The organism is Streptomyces carminius (assembly GCF_002794255.1).
Taxonomy (GTDB): Bacteria; Actinomycetota; Actinomycetes; order Streptomycetales; family Streptomycetaceae; genus Streptomyces; species Streptomyces carminius.
The window spans coordinates 26009-43298 of sequence record NZ_PGGW01000017.1; the positions used below are offsets into that span (position 1 = coordinate 26009).

The window sequence follows — 17290 nt, forward strand, 5'->3', positions numbered from 1 at the left end:
GGTACGTCCGGTTCCGGTGACCGTTGTAAGGGTTCTGTAACCGTCGGCCGGGCGGTGAACCCCGGGTCCCGTCACCGCACCGGCCACCGTGCGCGCCGGCGGCGCCAGTCCCGGTGGACCAGGGAACCGCCCGCGATCACCGACACCAGGACGCCCCCGCCGAGCACCGTGTACGTGCCCAGGCGCTCGTCGCGCTCCTGGGGCGTCTCGCCGAGGTGGAGTTCCGCCGGGGTGGGCGGCTCGCCCCGGTCGATGTTCTCCGCCACCGGCTCGTCGATCCGCCGGTCGTCCTCGGTGAGCGCGCGGACGGGGTCGATGACCCCCCAGCCCACATGGCGGTCGTGCCCGGAGATGGAGCGCTCCGCCGTCTGCATGAGCTGGGCGGCGACATGGTGCGGTTTCCAGTCCGGGTGCTCGGCCACCAGCAGCGCCGCGACGCCCGCGACGTACGGAGCCGAGAAGCTGGTGCCGTTGTCGGCGCAGTGGCCGCCGCCGGGGACGGTGGAGATCATGTCGACGCCCGGGGCGGCGATGTCCACGAAGTCCCCGGACTGGGAGAAGGGAGCCCGTTCGTTGTTGCGGTCGGAGGACGCGACGGCGATGACGTTCTCGTACGAGGCCGGGTAGGTCTCCTTGACGTTGCCGCCGAGGCCGTCGTTGCCCGCCGAGGCCACGATGACGACTCCGGCCGCCACCGCCGCGTCGACCGCCCTCTCCAGCGCGGAGTCGGGCTCAAGGGCCTTGGCGGTGTCCTGGGAGATGTTGATGACCTTCGCCCCGGCTTCCACCGCGTAGTTGATGGACTCGGCCATGGTCCCCGTGTCGCCGTTGCCCTCGGCGTCGTTCTGCTGGATCGGGATGACGGTGGCCTCCGGCGCGATGCCGACGAAGCCGGTGTCGTCCGCCGGACGCGCGGCGATGATGCCGGCGACCTTGGTGCCGTGGCCGACGACGTCCTCCGTGCCGTTCTTCGCCAGCGGCTTGGGCTTGTTGCCGTACTTGTCCTTCTTGGGGTCCGGCAGGGTCCGCCGGCCCGACTTGGCGTCGACCGCGTCCTTCAGCTGGGGATGGTTGTCGTCCACCCCGGTGTCGATGACCGCGACCTTGACCCCCTTGCCCCTGGTCTTCTCCCAGAGCTGGTCCAGAAGCACTCGTTTGAGTGACCACGGCCGGCCCTCGTAGGGCTTGGCCGGGAAGGTGCACTGGCCCACCTCGGCCGCCGCGGGCGGGGCCCAGGCCAGGGGTACGGCGAGGGTGGCCAGGGCCGTCAGGCCGACCGCCGCGGCCGTGGGCGGCGCCGCCCACCGGCGGAGCCGGTCCGCGGCACGGACGCGCCGCGCGGTGGCTGTGACTGTCCTCATCGTGTGTCTCCCCGTCGTCAGGAACCCTGCGGCTGCCTGGCCGCGCTCTCGCTCAGCCGCGGCCCCGTCGGCAGGAAGCCGGACCAGGCGGCGGGTACCGGTACGGGCCGGGCGTTCTCGTAGCCGAGCCGGATCTGCGCCCGGTTGCCCTCCTGCGCCTCCTCCTGCGGGTCCTTCTTGCCGTCCGTGCCGATCCCGGCGTCGTCCTGGCCGCTGTCGGTGTTCGCCTGCACCGCGTAGCGCAGACCCGTGTCGGTCACCAGGAAGACGCCGCCGGAGCCGGTCTCCCGGCCCTTGATCTGCCGGAAGAGCAGTCCGGAGCCGGGGGTGACGTAGGAGTTGGTGGCCCTGTTGGGGAGGGTCGCGGGGTAGTCGCCGGCGGCCCAGGTGCTGAGCGTGGTGGTGCCCTTCTCCTCGTCCACGTCGCGCAGCACGTTGCACAGGGTGTCCCGGCCGCTGTCGGCGGTGTTGACCGGCCGGGCCTCCGGCTCGGGCCACTTCAGCTCGCTGCCGTAGAAGGTCCCCTCGGGCCGGATGGCGCCGGCGCTGACCTCCCTCGCCTTCCCCTGCTGGCCGAGCGTGGTGGCCTCCGGGGAGTTCAGCAGGAGCTTGGCCATGAAGTCGGTGACCGGCCGCACCGCGCCCCTGAGCACCACGTAGTGCTGGAGGCCGGTACCGGAGGGCGCGCGCAGCACCGTGCCGATCCGGTTGGCCTCGGCGTCCAGGTTCCCGGGGGCGCCGGCCGGGGTGCCGATGCCCTCGATGCCCCCGGGGAACCGGATCGGGCTGCCCGTCTTGAGGGTCTTCAGCCAGTCCTCGGTGACGTCCTGCGGCTCGGTGCTGCCGACGACGGTGCGCAGCAGTGTGTCGTCGGCCTCGATCTCGTAGGCGGTGCCGGTGCCGTCGACGATGTGCAGCTTCCCGCCGAGGCGCACGTACATCACGTCGCCGCCGCTCAGCCGGTTCTTCCCCTCGACCTTGTCCCTGTCCCGGTCGGCGAGGACGAACACGGCCTTCTGCGGCCCGTCGTCGCCGGGCCGGGTGCACACGGCCCAGCGCTTGGCCTTCACCGCCTCCTTGTCCCCCGGCAGCCGGTCGGGGGCGTAGGGGATGCCGATGGTGGCGCCGTGCGGGATCTTCCCGCTGTCCAGGACCTTCTCGTCGACCTTGACGATCTTGAGCTTGCTCGGGTCGAGGAGGAGTTTGGCGGAGGCCAGGTTGAGCACCGGGTGGAGCTGCTTCTTCCCGTCGGTCTCCAGGACGACGTACCGCGTGGTGGAGTCGCTGGCGATGATGACCCTCTCACCGGGGTTGTCCCAGCCTTTGGGCGCCTTCGGTTTGAACATGCCCCAGGCCCCGAAGCCCGCCAGGATCAGGACCCCGACGATCACACTGGGGAGCACCGCCCGCAGCGGACGCGGCGCCCCCTCCTCGGTGCCGCTCGGAGAAGGCTGGAGGAATGCCGAGACCAGCCTCTTCTTGGCGAAGGTGTAGGCGTTGAGCTCGTCCCGCCGTGATGCCATGACTCGATGCTTCTCCCCACTGGTCGGCACCGGCCGGCCCGCGTCCCCCCGGAAAAGGCCGGGCATCGCCGTCGGTGCCGATTGTCGGACCGGGCCCCTACTATGCCTGTTGGGGCTCACCCGCCGCCGCTCCGGTAGGGTGATCGCCCTGCCAACGCCCCTTTACGCCGGGGCGATTACGGACACAGGGGGATTTTCAGGGGATGGGGACCGCCACGCGGGCCCGGACCACCACGTCCGCGCCCGACACCTCGGCGCCGGACACCGCGCGCCGTGCGCCCGCCGGGCCGCGTCCGGCGCGTACGGCCGTGTTGCGCGCGGAGGCCCGCCGGCGTCGCCTGGGGCCTTTCCGGCTGGGGCAGTTGGTGCTGGTGGAGCTGGCCGCCGCGGTGGTGGTGGCGGCCGCCGCCGTCGACCGGATGCTGGTGGTCCCGGCCGCCGTGGTGGCCGTCCTCCTGTTGCTGCTCGCGGTTCTGCGACGGCGCGGCCGCCCGCTGCCCGAGTGGCTGGGCACCGCGGTGGCCCTGCGCCGGCGCCGCCGGCGGGCCGCGGCCGAGGTCCTGCCGCCGGACACCGATCCGGGGCTGGCGCCGGCCGCCGAGTGTGAGCCGGCGCTGCGCAGCCTGTCCTACACCGACCGGGAGCGGCGCGGCATCGGGATGGTCGGGGACGGCACGTTCCTGACCGCCGTGCTGCGCGTCGAGCCGCGCCCCGCGGCGCTGCGTTCCGGTCCCGCCGAACGTCCGCTGCCGCTGCGGCTGCTGGCCGACGTCCTGGAGGTGGACGGCATACGGCTGGAGTCGGTGCAGGCGGTGCAGTACACCCAGCCCGCGCCCGCCCCCCATCTGCCCGAGCGGTCGGTGGCCGCGACGAGTTACGGTCCCCTGCAGGCCACCAGCGGCACCCCCGCGGTACGGGTGACCTGGGTGGCGCTCAAGCTCGATCCGGAGCTGTGCCGGGAGGCGGTCCGGGCCCGCGGTGACGGTCTGGAGGGCGCCCAGCGATGCCTGGTGCGGACCGCGGACCAGCTGGCGAGCCGGCTGACCGGGGCGGGTTTCCGGGCGACGCTGCTGTCGGAACAGGAGCTGGTCACGGCGCTGGCGACGGCGTCCGGGGCCAGCCCCATGGCCACGGCACGGGCCGGACGGCCCGACTCCGCGCCCGCGCGGCGTACCGAGGAGCGGGCGCGCGCCTGGCGGTGCGACGACCGCTGGCACACCACGTACGGGGTGTCCCGCTGGCCCGAGTTGGGGCCGGGCGCCACCCCGCTGCCGTCGCTGGTGGCGCTGCTGACGGGGGTGCCCGCGCTGGCCACCGTGTTCAGCCTGACGTTGAGCCGGGGCGAGCGGCGTTCCGTGGCGGTGCGCGGGCATCTGCGGATCACCGCGCGCAGCGACGGCGAGCTGGTCGCGGCCCGGCACACCGTGGAGCGGCTGGCGCGCGAGCGGCGCACCGGGCTCATCCGGCTGGACCGCGAGCAGGTGCCCGGAGTGCTGGCGACACTGCCACTGGGAGGGACACGCTGATGCCCGGTTCCGCGGACTCCGCGGCCGCCGCCGTACGGCCGCGGCTGGGGTTCGGGCTGCGCGGGCCCCGGACGGCCCGTCAGATGCTGCCCGTCGAGCAGTTGGACGCGCTCGCGCTGCCGGTCGGCGACGACGGTGTGGTCGCCGGTGTGGATGTGCAGGAGCGCCCGGCGGTGCTCGGACTGCACCACCCGGTGCCGCACGACGTGGTGCTGGTGGGCGGGTTGTGGACGGCCCAGGTGCTGGCGCTGCGCGCGGCCGGCACGGGGGCGCGGGTGGCCGTCGAGACCGGCCGCCCGCAGGTGTGGACGAACCTGGCCCGGGCCGCGGGCGGCGACCAGCAGTGCATGACGCTCCACGACGTCGGCCGGGTGCCGCCGATGGGTGCGACGGCCGTCTCCCCGGTGGTGGTGATACGGGACTGCGGGATGAGGCCGCCGCGTGGCCGGGTCTCCGCCGGGCCCTGGCAGTCGGTGCTGACCCTGCTGCCGTATCTGAGCCCGGTGGCGCCCCGGTTGCTGCGGGGGGCCTCGCTCGCGGGCATCCAGCAGGTCTCCCCGGAGGAGGCCCGGCAGGTCGGGCGCATCCTGTCCCTGACCCGGCAGGAGACCGAGGCGCTGTCCACCCTCGCCGACGGCGTGACACTGTGGTGCGCGGGGCGGGACCGGCAGTTCGTGCTGACCCGGCCCACCGACGCGGAGGCCGGCCTGCTGGGCGCCGCCCGGCGGCTGGACTGATCCGCGCGCTCGGCCGCACTCCGGCGTACTCCGTCCCGGTCGTCATCCGTCCGTTGTCCGAGTGGGACGGGCCCGGCATGCCGTATCCGCGCCCATGGCGATTAGGGTGGGTCTGCGCGCGTGCGGGACAGTCCCGGGGAACCGGCCGGAGACCGTGGCGGCGGAGTGCCGGACACCGGCGTCCCCGGAGGCGAGGACGGTCCGCGCGGCCTGACCGGGTTGCTCGACCAGATCAGCAGGAGGCATTGTGAACAGCGACCGGGACGAGGTCCGCGTCGACGGGATCCCACCCGGCGACGACCTGCCCGAGGACGAGCTCGACGCCACGGGCGAGTTCACCATCGACTACACGCCGCCTGCCTGGTACACGCGGAACTCCGAGCCCGCCGCGCAGCCACCGGCGACCGCCGGCGGCGCAGACGCGGGTACGGGTGCCGGGGCGCCGCCCGCGTTCCCGCCGTCGGTGCCCGCACCGGCGCCCGCGCCCGACGCGCCGTCGGTGGGCGGCCGGAGTGGGCCCGGCGGGTCCGGAGGGCAGGACACCCGGAACGACCAGGAGGAGCAGTCCGGGAGCGGGGACGTGGTCAGTGGCGCCACCATGCGCTTCTCCGCCGCGGCGCTGCGCCGGGAGTTCGCCGAGCGGGACGCCGCCCGGGCGGCGGAGGACAGTGAGGCCCACGCCGGGGAGACCGGCCGTGAGCCGTCCGGTACCGTCCCGGACGATGCGGAGACTCCCGGGACAGCCGGGACACCCGCGGCCCACGACGAGCCCGGGGATGCGCCCGGGCCTCAGGAGTCCGCCGACTCCCCGGCGGCGCCGGAGCCGGACGGTGAGCCGCACGGCGCCGAACCGCAGCCGCCCGTCCCCCAGTCCCCGCCCGTGTCGCCGCCCGCCGCACCGCAGCAGCCGCCCACGCCCCCCTCGACGCCGTGGCCGCCCGTCCCGGAGGGCGGTACGCCGGCCGGACTGCCGCCGCTGCCGCCGCACTTCCAGCCCGCCGCACCGACCGAGGCCCAGCAGCCTCCGGCACCGCCCGCGCCCGAGGCGCCCGGGGCCCCCGCACCGAACCCCACCGCGCCACAGGGTGGTTACGGCTTCCCCCACCACCAGCCCCCGGCACACCCCCACCAGCCCCCGCAGCCGTCCGGACCCGCACAGGCGGAGACCCCCGTGTCACCGCCTCCGGTGCCACCCGAGGCCCCCGCGCCGAACCCCGCCACGCCGCAAAGCGGCTACGGCTTCCCCCACCACCAGCCCCCCGCACACCCCCAACAACCCCCGCAGCCGCAGCAACTCTCGGCACCTCCCGCGCCCGAGGCCGCCGCACCGAACTCCGCCATGCCGCAGGGTGGTTACGGCTTCCCCCACCACCAGCAGGCACCACCCGCACCGAACCCCGCCGCGCCACAAGGCGGCTACGGCTTCCCCCACCACCAGCCCCCGGCACACCCCCAACAACCCCCGCAGGCCCAGCAGCTCCCGCAGCCGCCGGACCCGCGTTCCGGCACCGGCTGGCCCGCCGACCCGCGACAGCAGCCGCCGAGCCAGCCCGGCGCGCTGGGCTACAACGCGTCGGTGGAGCTGTCCTCGGACCGGCTGCTGAACCAGAAGCGCAAGCCGCGGCCGCAGAGCAGCCGTGGCGGCGGCGGTTCCCGGTTCCGGCTCGGCGCGCGGAAGGAGGAGGCCGAGCGGCAGCGGAAGCTGCAGCTCATCCGCACGCCGGTGCTGTCCTGCTACCGCATCGCGGTGATCAGCCTCAAGGGCGGTGTCGGCAAGACGACGACCACCACCGCCCTCGGCGCGACACTCGCCACCGAGCGGCAGGACAAGGTCATCGCGATCGACGCCAACCCGGACGCGGGCACGCTCGGCCGCCGGGTGCGGCGCGAGACGGGCGCGACGATCCGCGACCTGGTGTCGGCGATTCCGTACCTCAACAGCTACATGGACATCCGCCGGTTCACCTCGCAGGCGCCCTCCGGTCTGGAGATCCTCGCCAACGACGTCGATCCGGCGATCTCGACGACCTTCAACGACGAGGACTACCGCCGTGTCATCGGCGTGCTGGGCCAGCAGTATCCGATCATCCTCACCGACTCGGGCACCGGTCTGCTCTACAGCGCGATGCGCGGCGTCCTCGATCTCGCCGATCAGCTGATCGTCATCTCCACCCCGTCCGTGGACGGCGCCAGCAGCGCCAGCACGACGCTGGACTGGCTGTCCGCACACGGCTACGGCGATCTGGTGCAGCGCAGCGTCACGGTCATCTCCGGGGTTCGCGAGACCGGAAAGATGATCAAGGTGGACGACATCGTGGCGCACTTCAAGACCCGCTGCCGCGATGTAGTGGTGGTCCCGTTCGACGAGCATCTGGCCGCGGGCGCGGAACTGGACCTCGACATGATGCGGCCCAGGACACGGGAGGCGTACTTCAACCTCGCCGCGCTGATCGCCGAGGACTTCGCGCGCCACCAGCAGGAGCAGGGCCTGTGGTCGCCGGGCGGGAACCCGCCGCACGTGGCACCGCCGATGCCCGGCCACTCCGCCCCGCCGCAGCCCCATCCTCAGCAGGCACAGCCCGGTGGGGTCCCGCCGCAGGTCCCGTATCCGCCGCAGCCGGGGCAGCCGTACGCGCAGCCTGACCGGCCGCCCCACCCGGGGCAGCCCGGTCAGGCACAGCCCGGCGGCTGGCAACCCGCTCCGCCCCCGCCCGCCGGGGCACCGGCCCCGCCCGCACCCGGCCAGCAGTGGCAGCAGCAGCCGCCCGAGCAGTGACGGCGGCATGACCCGGACGGCCGTCGGCCCCTGTCGTCACCCGACCGGGGCCGACGGCCGTCCGTGTGCCCGGGTGCCCGGGTGCTCAGCCCAGCAGGCCCTTGGCCATCCGCACGTCCTCGGCCATGCGCTCCAGTAGCCCCTCCAGCGTGGCGAACTTCTCCTGACCGCGGATGTAGGCCAGGAAGTCCACGGCGACATGGAGCCCGTAGAGCTCCAGGTCCACCCGGTCGATGGCGTACGCCTCCACCGTCCGCTCGGTGCCGTTGAACTGCGGGTTGGTGCCGACGGAGATCGCGGCGGGCATCGACTCGCCCGCCACGACCAGCCACCCCGCGTAGACGCCGTCCGCCGGAACCGCGGTGTGCGGCAGGGTCTCGACGTTCGCCGTCGGATAGCCCAGCTCGCGTCCGCGCTGGGCGCCGCGCACGACCACGCCCTCCACCCGGTGCGGACGGCCCAGCACCTCCGCGGCGCCCGCCACGTCGCCCTCGGCGACCAGCCTGCGGATGAGGGTGGAGGAGAAGGGCTCGCCGCCGCCGGCCGCGCCGCGCACGAACAGGTCGACGACCCGCACGTCGTAGTCGTACGTCCGGCCCAGTTCGGCCAGGGTCTCCACGGTGCCGGCGGCCCGGTGGCCGAAGCGGAAGTTGGGCCCCTCGACGACGGTGCGGGCATGGAGCCTGTCGACCAGTACCTTCACCACGAACTCGGCCGGTGACAGCCGGGAGAACTCCTCGGTGAAGGGGAGGACCAGGACCGCGTCCACTCCGAGTCCGGCCATCAGTTCCGCGCGCCGGTGGTGCGGGGCGAGCAGCGGCGGATGGCTGCCGGGCCGCACGACCTCGCTCGGGTGCGGGTCGAAGGTGACGACGACGGCGGGCAGGCCGAGTTCCCGGGCACGCTCCACCGTCCTGCCGATGATCACCTGGTGCCCGCGGTGCACCCCGTCGTAGGAGCCGATGGTGACGACGCTGCGCCCCCAGTCCTCGGGGATGTCCTCCAAGCCACGCCAGCGCTGCACAGTGCCCGCTCCTCGCCGAATGCCAGTTGGATGGTGCCGGTCCAAGGGTGCCATGACATCCCCGGCTCCCCGCACGGGACCCGCGCCCGCCGTGCGGGGTCCGGCCGTCGGAGGTACCGGGCGGACCGGGCGGGAGAGCACCGGGGACGGAGCGCCCCCGTGCGCGCCATGACTCACTCCGCGCGCCCGGGAAACGAGGTGAGTCCCGGTCCCCGAGTGGACAGGGAAACAGATGCGCACAGGAGGGGGATCGTGGGGCGCGCACCGGCCGGGTGCGCGCCCCACGGTGCGTCCGTCCCGTGGGGGCAGGTACGCGGCGGAGGGCCCGTGGCGTTCTCAGACGAAGACGGCCAGGCTTCTCGCCCTGCCGCCGTGTTCCTCGACCAGGGCCAGGAAGTCCCCGTCGGGGCCGAAGACGGCGACCGGGCCGGCCGGGCCGGTTCCGTCGCCGGGCGGCATGGCGATCCGCGCGCCGTTGGCCAGCAGCCGGGCCTGCTTCCCGTCCACGTCCCAGCGGGGGAAGGCGGCGGCCGCCGCCTCGCCGATGGGCATGACGGCCAGTTCCTCCTGGTGCTGGTCCAGGGTGCGCGCCACGTCCAGCCCGTAGGGGCCCACCCGGGTGCGGCGCAGCGCGGTGAGATGGCCGCCGACCTCCAGCGCGGCGCCCAGGTCGCGGGCGAGGGCCCGGATGTAGGTGCCGGAGGAGCAGACGACCGAGACCAGCAGGTCCGTCACGGGGGTGCCGTCCTCGGCGGTCTCCTCGCGCACGTCGTGCACGGTGAAGGAGGAGACGGTCACCGGCCGGGCGGCCAGCTCGACGTCCTCTCCCTCGCGAACCCGGGCGTACGCCCGCTTCCCGTCGATCTTGACGGCGCTGACCTTGGACGGCACCTGGAGGATGTCGCCGGTCAGCTCGGCGATCCGGGTGTCGACAGCCTCGCGCGGCAGGCCGCGGGCCGGGGTGGCGGCGGTGGTCTCGCCCTCCGCGTCGTCGGTGACCGTGCTCTGGCCGAGGCGGATGGTCCCGACGTACTCCTTGTCGGTCAGCGCCAGGTGCCCGAGCAGCCGGGTCGCCCTGCCGGTGCCCAGGACGAGGAGGCCGGTGGCCATCGGGTCCAGTGTGCCCGCGTGCCCCACCCGGCGGGTGCGGGCGATGCCGCGCATCTTGGCGACGACATCGTGGGAGGTGAAGCCGGCGGGCTTGTCGACGAAGACCAGCCCGCCGGGCTCCCGGTTGTCCGTGCGTGCCACTGGTCAGGCGTCCTTGCCGTCCGGGTCGCCCCCGGACTTTCCGGCCCCGTCCCCGGTGGCCGCGTCATCAGCGGCCTCGGCGGCCGCGTCATCGGTGTCCGCGGCGTCGGCGTCCGCGTCGTCGGTGTCCGCGGTGTCCTCGTCGACGGGTTTGCGGTACGGGTCGGCCTCACCGGCGTAGGTGGCGCCCGAGGACACCTGGCGTACCTGGGCGTCCGACGCCCTGGCCTTCTCCAGCAGGTCGTCGATGGTCCGGGCGTTCTCGGGGAGGGCGTCCGGGACGAACGTCAGGGACGGCGTGAAGCGCACGCCGGTCTGCCGTCCGACCTCCGAACGCAGTACGCCCTTGGCGCTCTCCAGCGCCGCGGCGGAGGCCGCCCGGTCCTCGTCGTCGCCGTAGACCGTGTAGAAGACGGTCGCCTCCCGCAGGTCACCGGTGACCCGGGTGTCGGTGATCGTCACATAGCCGAGCCGCGGGTCCTTGATCCGCCGCTGGAGGGTCTCCGCGACCACGACCCGGATGCGGTCGGCGAGTTTGCGTGCCCGCGCGGTATCGGTCATGTGTCTGCTTCTTTCTGTTTCGGGTGCGTTCGGTTCGGATGCTGCCCGGGACCGGTCGGGTGCGGTCCGGACGGGCTCAGTCCTCCTCGCCGTGGAACCGCCGCCGCACCGACAGCAGCTCCACCTCCGGCCGCCCGGCCACCAGCCGTTCGCACCGGTCGAGCACGTCCGTGACATGCGCCGCGTCCCCGGAGACCGCCGCGAGACCGATCAGGGCCCTGCGGTGAAGGTTCTGTTCCCCCACTTCCGCGACGCTCACCGCGTACTTGCGCTGCAGCTCGGCGACGATGGGACGGATGACCGACCGCTTCTCCTTGAGCGACCGTACGTCGCCGAGGAGCAGGTCGAAGGAGAGTGTGCCTACGTACATGCGTTGCGGGTCCAGCCGACCCGTGAGGCCTCGTCCGTGAGCCCTGCCGACGCCCGGCAGGGTCATGAGAACCGTACACGCAACGGCCCTCGCCGATCGACGGATATATCGGTGTACGCGCGACCGCCCGGCCGGCCCGGCGAACACGGCCGGGAGCCTCCCGCGAGCGGGAGGCTCCCTGTCCGTCACCTGCTGTGCTCACCGGCGGAGATCAGGCGCGGGGCTTCTCCCGCATCTCGTACGTCGCGATGACGTCGTCGACCTTGATGTCGTTGAAGTTTCCGAGGTTGATACCGCCCTCGAAGCCCTCGCGGATCTCGGTGACATCGTCCTTGAAGCGACGCAGTCCCTCGATGTTGAGGTTCTCCGCGACGACCTTGCCGTCGCGGATGAGACGCGCCTTGGTGTTCCGCTTGACCAGGCCGGAGCGGATGAGGACACCCGCGATGTTGCCGAGCTTGGAGGAGCGGAAGACCTCGCGGATCTCCGCGGTGCCCAGCTCCACCTCCTCGTACTCCGGCTTGAGCATGCCCTTGAGGGCCGCCTCGATCTCCTCGATCACCTGGTAGATGACCGAGTAGTAGCGGACGTCCACACCCTCGCGCTCGGCCAGCTGCGTGGCACGCCCCTCGGCGCGCACGTTGAAGCCGATGACGATGGCGTCGGAGCCGGTCGCCAGGTCGATGTCGGTCTCGGTGACCGCACCCACACCGCGGTGCAGGACGCGCAGGTCGACCTCCTCGCCGACGTCGAGCTGGAGCAGGGAGGACTCCAGTGCCTCCACCGAACCGGACGCGTCGCCCTTGATGATGAGGTTGAGCTGCTGCACCTCGCCCGCCTTGAGCACCTTGTCCAGGTCCTCCAGGGAGACCCGGCGGGTGCGCTTGGCGAAGGTGGCGTTGCGCTCCCGGGCGGCTCGCTTCTCGGCGATCTGGCGGGCCGTACGGTCCTCCTCGACCACCAGGAAGTTGTCGCCCGCGCCCGGGACGCTGGTCAGACCCAGCACCTGGACGGGGGTCGACGGGGTCGCCTCCTGGAGGTTGCCGCCCTTGTCGTCGAGCATCGCCCGGACCCGGCCGTACGCGTCGCCGACGACCATCGTCTCGCCGACCCGCAGTGTGCCGCGCTGGACCAGCACGGTGGCCACGGCGCCGCGGCCGCGGTCGAGGTGGGCCTCGATCGCGATGCCCTGGGCGGGCTGGTCCGGGTTGGCGCGCAGGTCGAGCGTGGCGTCCGCGGTCAGGACCACGGCCTCCAGCAGCTTGTCGATGTTCAGGCCGGGCTTGGCCGCCACGTCCACGAACATCGTGTCGCCGCCGTACTCCTCGGCCACCAGACCGTACTCGGTGAGCTGGCCGCGCACCTTCTGCGGGTCCGCGCCCTCGACGTCGATCTTGTTGACCGCGACCACGATCGGCACCTCGGCCGCCTTGGCGTGGTTCAGCGCCTCGATCGTCTGGGGCATCACACCGTCGTTGGCCGCCACCACGAGGATCGCGATGTCGGTCGACTTGGCACCGCGGGCACGCATGGCGGTGAACGCCTCGTGACCGGGGGTGTCGATGAAGGTGATCCTGCGCTCTTCGTCGTTGACCTCGGTCGCGACCTGGTAGGCGCCGATGTGCTGGGTGATGCCGCCGGCCTCGGTGTCGATGACGTTGGTCTTGCGGATCGCGTCCAGCAGACGCGTCTTTCCGTGGTCGACGTGACCCATGACGGTCACCACCGGCGGACGCGCCGTCAGGGCCTCGTCACCGCCCTCGTCCTCGCCGAACTCGATGTCGAAGGACTCGAGCAGCTCGCGGTCCTCCTCCTCCGGGCTGACGATCTGGACGGTGTAGTTCATCTCCTCGCCGAGGAGATGAAGCGTCTCGTCGGAGACCGACTGGGTCGCGGTGACCATCTCACCCAGGTTGAACATGACCTGGACCAGCGACGCCGGGTTGGCGTTGATCTTCTCCGCGAAGTCGGTGAGCGACGCACCGCGCGACAGCCGGACGGTCTCGCCCTTGCCGCGCGGCAGCATCACACCGCCGATGGACGGGGCCTGCATGGCCTCGTACTCCTGGCGGCGCTGCCGCTTCGACTTGCGGCCGCGCCGGGCCGGACCGCCGGGACGGCCGAAGGCTCCCTGCGTACCGCCGCGGCCACCGGGGCCGCCGGGGCGGCCGCCGAAACCGGGACGGCCGGCGAAACCGCCGCCACCGCCACCGGGACGACCGGCGAAACCACCGCCGCCACCGCCGCCGCCGGGACGCCCGGGACCACTCGGACGGCCGGCGAAGCCGCCGCCACCGCCACCGGGACGACCGGCACCGCCCGGACGGCCACCGCCGCCGGGACCGCGGCCGCCGGGACCCGGACGCGGGCCGGCCGCCGGACGCTGCGGCATCATGCCCGGGTTGGGACGGTTTCCGCCGCCCGGACGCGGGCCGGCCGAGCCGCCCTGGGCGCCCTGCGGGCGCGGCATGTTGCCCGGGCTGGGAGCACGGTTGCCACCGGGGGCCTGCGGCCGGGGGCCGCCGCCCTGGGCGCCGCCGCGGCCACCGGGACCGCCGGGGCCACCGGGACCCGGACGGGGGGCGCCGCCCGGCCGGGGCGTCTGCGGGCGCGCCATGCCGGTGGAGCCGCCGGAGGTGAAGGGGTTGTTGCCCGGCCGCGGGCCCGCCGGACGGCCGCCCGGCTTGGGGGCACCCGGACGGGAACCGCCCTGGCCGCGGCCGCCCTGCTGCCCCGAGGGACCGGGACGGGTGCCGCCCGGCTTCGGGGCACCCGGACGGGGCGCGCCCGGGCCTGCCGGGGGCGCGGTGAACTCCGGCTTGGCCGGAGCCGGGGGCTGCGCCGGCCCGGGCCTGGCCGGGGCCGGACGCTGCCCGGGTGCCGGGGTGTTCCGGGCGGCGGGGCCCGGAGCGGGGGTGTTCCTGGGGGTGGGGGGCGCGCTCTTGGCCGCGTCGGCCTTGGCCGCGTCGGCGGCTGGCTGGGCCGGCGGCTTGGGCGCACCGGGCTTGGGGGCGCCCGGACGGGGCGCCGCGCCGGCGGCCGGCTTGGGGGCGCCCGGCTTGGGCGCCGCCTGCCGCGGCGCCGCGGGCTTCGCCGCGGAACGGCCGGCGCCGCCGGCGCCGTTTCCGTTGCCCGCGTCGAATGCGTTGGTCAGCTTGCGTACGACCGGCGCCTCGATGGTCGAGGATGCCGAACGGACGAATTCACCGAGTTCCTGGAGCTTGGCCATGACGACCTTGCTCTCGACTCCAAGCTCCTTGGCGAGCTCGTATACCCGGACCTTAGCCACTTCGCTCCTTACGGTCCGGGGGGATCGTCCGCCGGACCTTCGCTACTGCATGGGCGTACTCATCGCGTACTCATCGAGTGCTCATCGCAATCTCGACCTACTTCCGACTCGCGAGGTACCTCTCCCGTGCGGCGGGTCGCCGTACGGGCCTTGTGCTTGCTTGCTGTCCTGCGCCGCTCACGTTCACCTACGTCGCCCGCGGCACCGCCTGTCGCAGTTCCGCGGTGTCGAGCGGCCCGGGGACCCGGAAGGCCCTCTGGAACGCCCGGCGGCGAATCGCCAGGTCGACACAGGCCGGTACGGGGTGCAGATAAGCACCCCGGCCGGGCAGCGTACCGCGATGATCGGGAACACAGCGGTCCCCGGCCAACACCACACGCAGCAGACCGGCCTTGCCCGACCGCTCCCGGCAGCCCACGCAGGTGCGTTCAGGGCATGCACGGGCATGTGTCCGGCCGGACATTCTTCAGTCTACCTCCTCGTGCCGACCGCGCCGCGGGCGGGTACGGACCGTGACCGGATCGCGGCCGGCCGTCAACCGGGCTCGGTGCGCTGTTCGGTTCGCTGCCCGGTGTTCTGCCCGGCGCTCTGCTCGGTGTCCGGCCGGATGTCGATCCGCCAGCCGGTCAGCCGGGCGGCGAGCCGGGCGTTCTGCCCTTCCTTGCCGATCGCCAGCGAAAGCTGGTAGTCGGGCACGGTGACCCGCGCCGACCGGGCGGCGGCGTCGACGACGTCGACCCTGCTCACCCGGGCCGGGGAGAGGGCGTTGGCCACCATATCGGCCGGGTCGTCCGACCAGTCCACGATGTCGATCTTCTCACCCTGCAGTTCGGCCATGACGTTGCGCACCCGGCCGCCCATCGGGCCGATGCACGCCCCCTTGGCGTTCAGCCCCGACCGGGTGGACCGTACCGCGATCTTGGTGCGGTGCCCGGCCTCCCGGGCGATGGCGGCGATCTCCACCGAGCCGTCCGCGATCTCCGGGACCTCCAGGGCGAAGAGCTTCTTCACCAGGTTGGGATGGGTGCGCGAGAGCGTCACCGACGGCCCGCGCATGCCCTTGGCGACCCGGACCACATACGTCCGCAGCCGGGTGCCGTGCGAGTAGTCCTCGCCCGGCACCTGTTCCTGCGGTGGCAGGATCGCCTCCAGCCTGCCGATGTCAACGAGAACGCTGCGCGGATCCTTCCCCTGCTGGACGACCCCGGTGACGATGTCGCCCTCCCGCCCGGCGTACTCGCCGAAGGTGATCTCCTCCTCGGCGTCCCGCAGCCGCTGCAGGATGACCTGCTTGGCGGTGGTCGCCGCGATCCGGCCGAACCCCGAGGGGGTGTCGTCGAACTCACGCGGCTCGGCACCTTCGGGCAGATCGGCCGGGTCCTCCTTCGCCCACACCGTCACGTGCCCGGTGGAGCGGTCCAGCTCGACCCGGGCCTGGCGGCGGCTTCCCTCGGTACGGTGGTAGGCGATCAGGAGAGCGGCCTCGATCGCCTCCACCAGCAGGTCGAAGGAGATCTCCTTCTCCCTCACCAGGCCCCGCAGGGCACTCATGTCGATGTCCACGGCTACGCCTCCTCCTGGCTCTCGTCGTCAGAGGCCTCAGCCCGACGTGCCTCTCCGGTCTTCTCCGCGGTCTTCCCGGCGCTCTTCTCGGCGCTCTTCTCTACGGCTCTCTCCGCGGCCTTGCGGTTGAACTCGACCTCCACCCGGGCCCGGGCGATCTCGCCGAAGGCGAGCCGGCGGGTGCTGGGCCTGCGGCCCTTGACGCCGGGCACCTCCACCTCCACGCCGTCCTCGTCCACACCGAGGACCCGGGCGAGGAGCTCGCCGCCGCCCGCCTCCTCACTCAGGTGCGCCTTCACCAGACGGCCGGTGGCACGGCGGTAGTGCCGCGGCGCGGTCAGTGGCCGGTCGGTGCCGGGCGAGGTCACCTCCAGCACGTACGGGGCGCCGCCCATCACGTCCGCGGCGTCCAGCGCCTCGGACGCCGCGCGGCTCAGTTCGGCGCAGGTGTCGAGCTGCACGCCCTCGTCGGAGTCCACCACAACGCGCAGGACGCGCCGCCTCCCGGCCGGGGTCACGGTGACCTCTTCCAGATCCAGGCCCCTGTCGGTGACGAGCGGCTCCAGCAGTCCTCGCAGCCTCTCGCTCTGGGTGGTACTCATCCGGGTGACTCCTCGGCCGCGTGTGCTGTTGTGGGAAACATCCAGTCCAGTGGGTCCGGGTGCCAAGCCTATCGTCTGCGGCGGACCGCGCCGACCGGATGATCCACGGGTGCTCCGCCGGGCGGCCGCCCCCCGTACGGGCCATGCCCGGGGCTCGGCGGCGCCCCGCCTCGGGGGACCTCACGAACACAGGTACGCTCGCAGGGCGGTGATCCCGCTGTCCCCGCCTCACAGAACCATCTCCCCAGGGAGCATCCGTGCCCATCGACTCGCGCCCGCGCCGGCGGAGCCTGCTGGCCGGCGGGGTGACGGGAGCCGCCGCACTGCTGCTGACCGGCTGCTCCGACAGTCCCCGGGACGCCGCCGCGCGCGAGCGCGCCTCCCGTGCGGGGCGGCTGCTGCGCCGCGCGGCCCGCGACAGCGCCCGGCTGCTGGACCGCTACGACCGGACCGGCGCCGCGCATCCCGCGCTCGCCGGACGGCTGGAACCGCTCCGGTCGGACGTGGCCCGGCAGCTGGCGGCCCTCGGCGGCACCGGGAGCACCGGCACCCCGGCGGGTACCGGCACCCCGGCGGACCCGGGCACCGCACGGGCCGGCGGCACGGACGTGCCCGCCGGGGCCGAGGCCGCGCTGAAGGCGCTGGCGGACGCCGAGCGCGCGGTGGCCGACGCCCGTACCCGTGCCCTCGTGGACGCCCCGCCCGAA

Annotated in this window: 13 protein-coding genes; 3 read left to right on the top strand and 10 right to left on the bottom strand. The window is 73.7% G+C overall.

Going from position 1 to position 17290, the window contains the following annotated elements; genetic code table 11:
• Window positions 1–71: 71 nt before the first annotated feature.
• Both mycP and eccB read right to left on the bottom strand, forming a co-directional pair.
• The gene (gene mycP / locus CUT44_RS05500) at window positions 72–1361 is read right to left on the bottom strand and encodes a type VII secretion-associated serine protease mycosin (protein WP_100201021.1); all 1290 of its coding nucleotides are present in this window, start codon (window positions 1359–1361) and stop codon (window positions 72–74) included.
• A gap of 17 nt (window positions 1362–1378) precedes the next feature.
• Complete coding sequence (eccB, locus tag CUT44_RS05505; RefSeq protein WP_100201022.1) at window positions 1379–2884, bottom strand: type VII secretion protein EccB; 1506 nt, start codon at window positions 2882–2884, stop codon at window positions 1379–1381.
• Window positions 2885–3087: 203 nt separating this feature from the next.
• Here eccB and eccE point away from each other — a divergent pair, with 203 nt between their 5' ends.
• The 3 genes from eccE to CUT44_RS33840 all read left to right on the top strand — a co-directional run bounded on the left by eccE (window position 3088) and on the right by CUT44_RS33840 (window position 7923).
• Entirely contained in the window at window positions 3088–4410 is a 1323-nt protein-coding gene (gene eccE / locus CUT44_RS05510; protein WP_100201023.1) for a type VII secretion protein EccE, read from the top strand.
• A complete protein-coding gene (locus tag CUT44_RS05515) occupies window positions 4410–5147 on the top strand; it encodes a hypothetical protein (RefSeq protein ID WP_199185621.1) in 738 nt (245 codons plus the stop codon). Before eccE ends, CUT44_RS05515 begins: the two co-directional genes overlap by 1 nt.
• A gap of 247 nt (window positions 5148–5394) precedes the next feature.
• Window positions 5395–7923 (top strand): SCO5717 family growth-regulating ATPase, encoded by a 2529-nt coding sequence (locus tag CUT44_RS33840; RefSeq protein ID WP_100201024.1) that lies wholly within the window; start codon window positions 5395–5397, stop codon window positions 7921–7923.
• Window positions 7924–8008: 85 nt separating this feature from the next.
• Here the strand turns inward: CUT44_RS33840 and CUT44_RS05525 are convergent, their stop codons facing one another.
• The 8 genes from CUT44_RS05525 to rimP form a co-directional block, all read right to left on the bottom strand.
• The gene (locus CUT44_RS05525) at window positions 8009–8947 is read right to left on the bottom strand and encodes a bifunctional riboflavin kinase/FAD synthetase (RefSeq protein ID WP_100201025.1); all 939 of its coding nucleotides are present in this window, start codon (window positions 8945–8947) and stop codon (window positions 8009–8011) included.
• Between the two features lie 336 nt (window positions 8948–9283).
• A complete protein-coding gene (gene truB, locus CUT44_RS05530) occupies window positions 9284–10198 on the bottom strand; it encodes a tRNA pseudouridine(55) synthase TruB (protein WP_100201026.1) in 915 nt (304 codons plus the stop codon).
• Window positions 10199–10201: 3 nt separating this feature from the next.
• Window positions 10202–10759, bottom strand: coding sequence for a 30S ribosome-binding factor RbfA (gene rbfA, locus CUT44_RS05535; RefSeq protein WP_100201027.1), 558 nt, complete (start codon window positions 10757–10759; stop codon window positions 10202–10204).
• A 76-nt stretch (window positions 10760–10835) separates the two neighbouring features.
• Entirely contained in the window at window positions 10836–11129 is a 294-nt protein-coding gene (locus CUT44_RS05540) for a DUF503 domain-containing protein (protein ID WP_100201028.1), read from the bottom strand.
• Between the two features lie 211 nt (window positions 11130–11340).
• Window positions 11341–14418 (bottom strand): translation initiation factor IF-2, encoded by a 3078-nt coding sequence (gene infB, locus CUT44_RS05545; RefSeq protein ID WP_100201029.1) that lies wholly within the window; start codon window positions 14416–14418, stop codon window positions 11341–11343.
• 187 nt (window positions 14419–14605) lie between these two features.
• The gene (locus tag CUT44_RS05550; RefSeq protein ID WP_100201030.1) at window positions 14606–14881 is read right to left on the bottom strand and encodes a YlxR family protein; all 276 of its coding nucleotides are present in this window, start codon (window positions 14879–14881) and stop codon (window positions 14606–14608) included.
• A gap of 71 nt (window positions 14882–14952) precedes the next feature.
• Complete coding sequence (gene nusA, locus CUT44_RS05555) at window positions 14953–15981, bottom strand: transcription termination factor NusA (RefSeq protein ID WP_100201031.1); 1029 nt, start codon at window positions 15979–15981, stop codon at window positions 14953–14955.
• A 2-nt stretch (window positions 15982–15983) separates the two neighbouring features.
• Window positions 15984–16583, bottom strand: coding sequence for a ribosome maturation factor RimP (gene rimP / locus CUT44_RS05560; protein WP_100201032.1), 600 nt, complete (start codon window positions 16581–16583; stop codon window positions 15984–15986).
• Window positions 16584–17290: the final 707 nt, after the last annotated feature.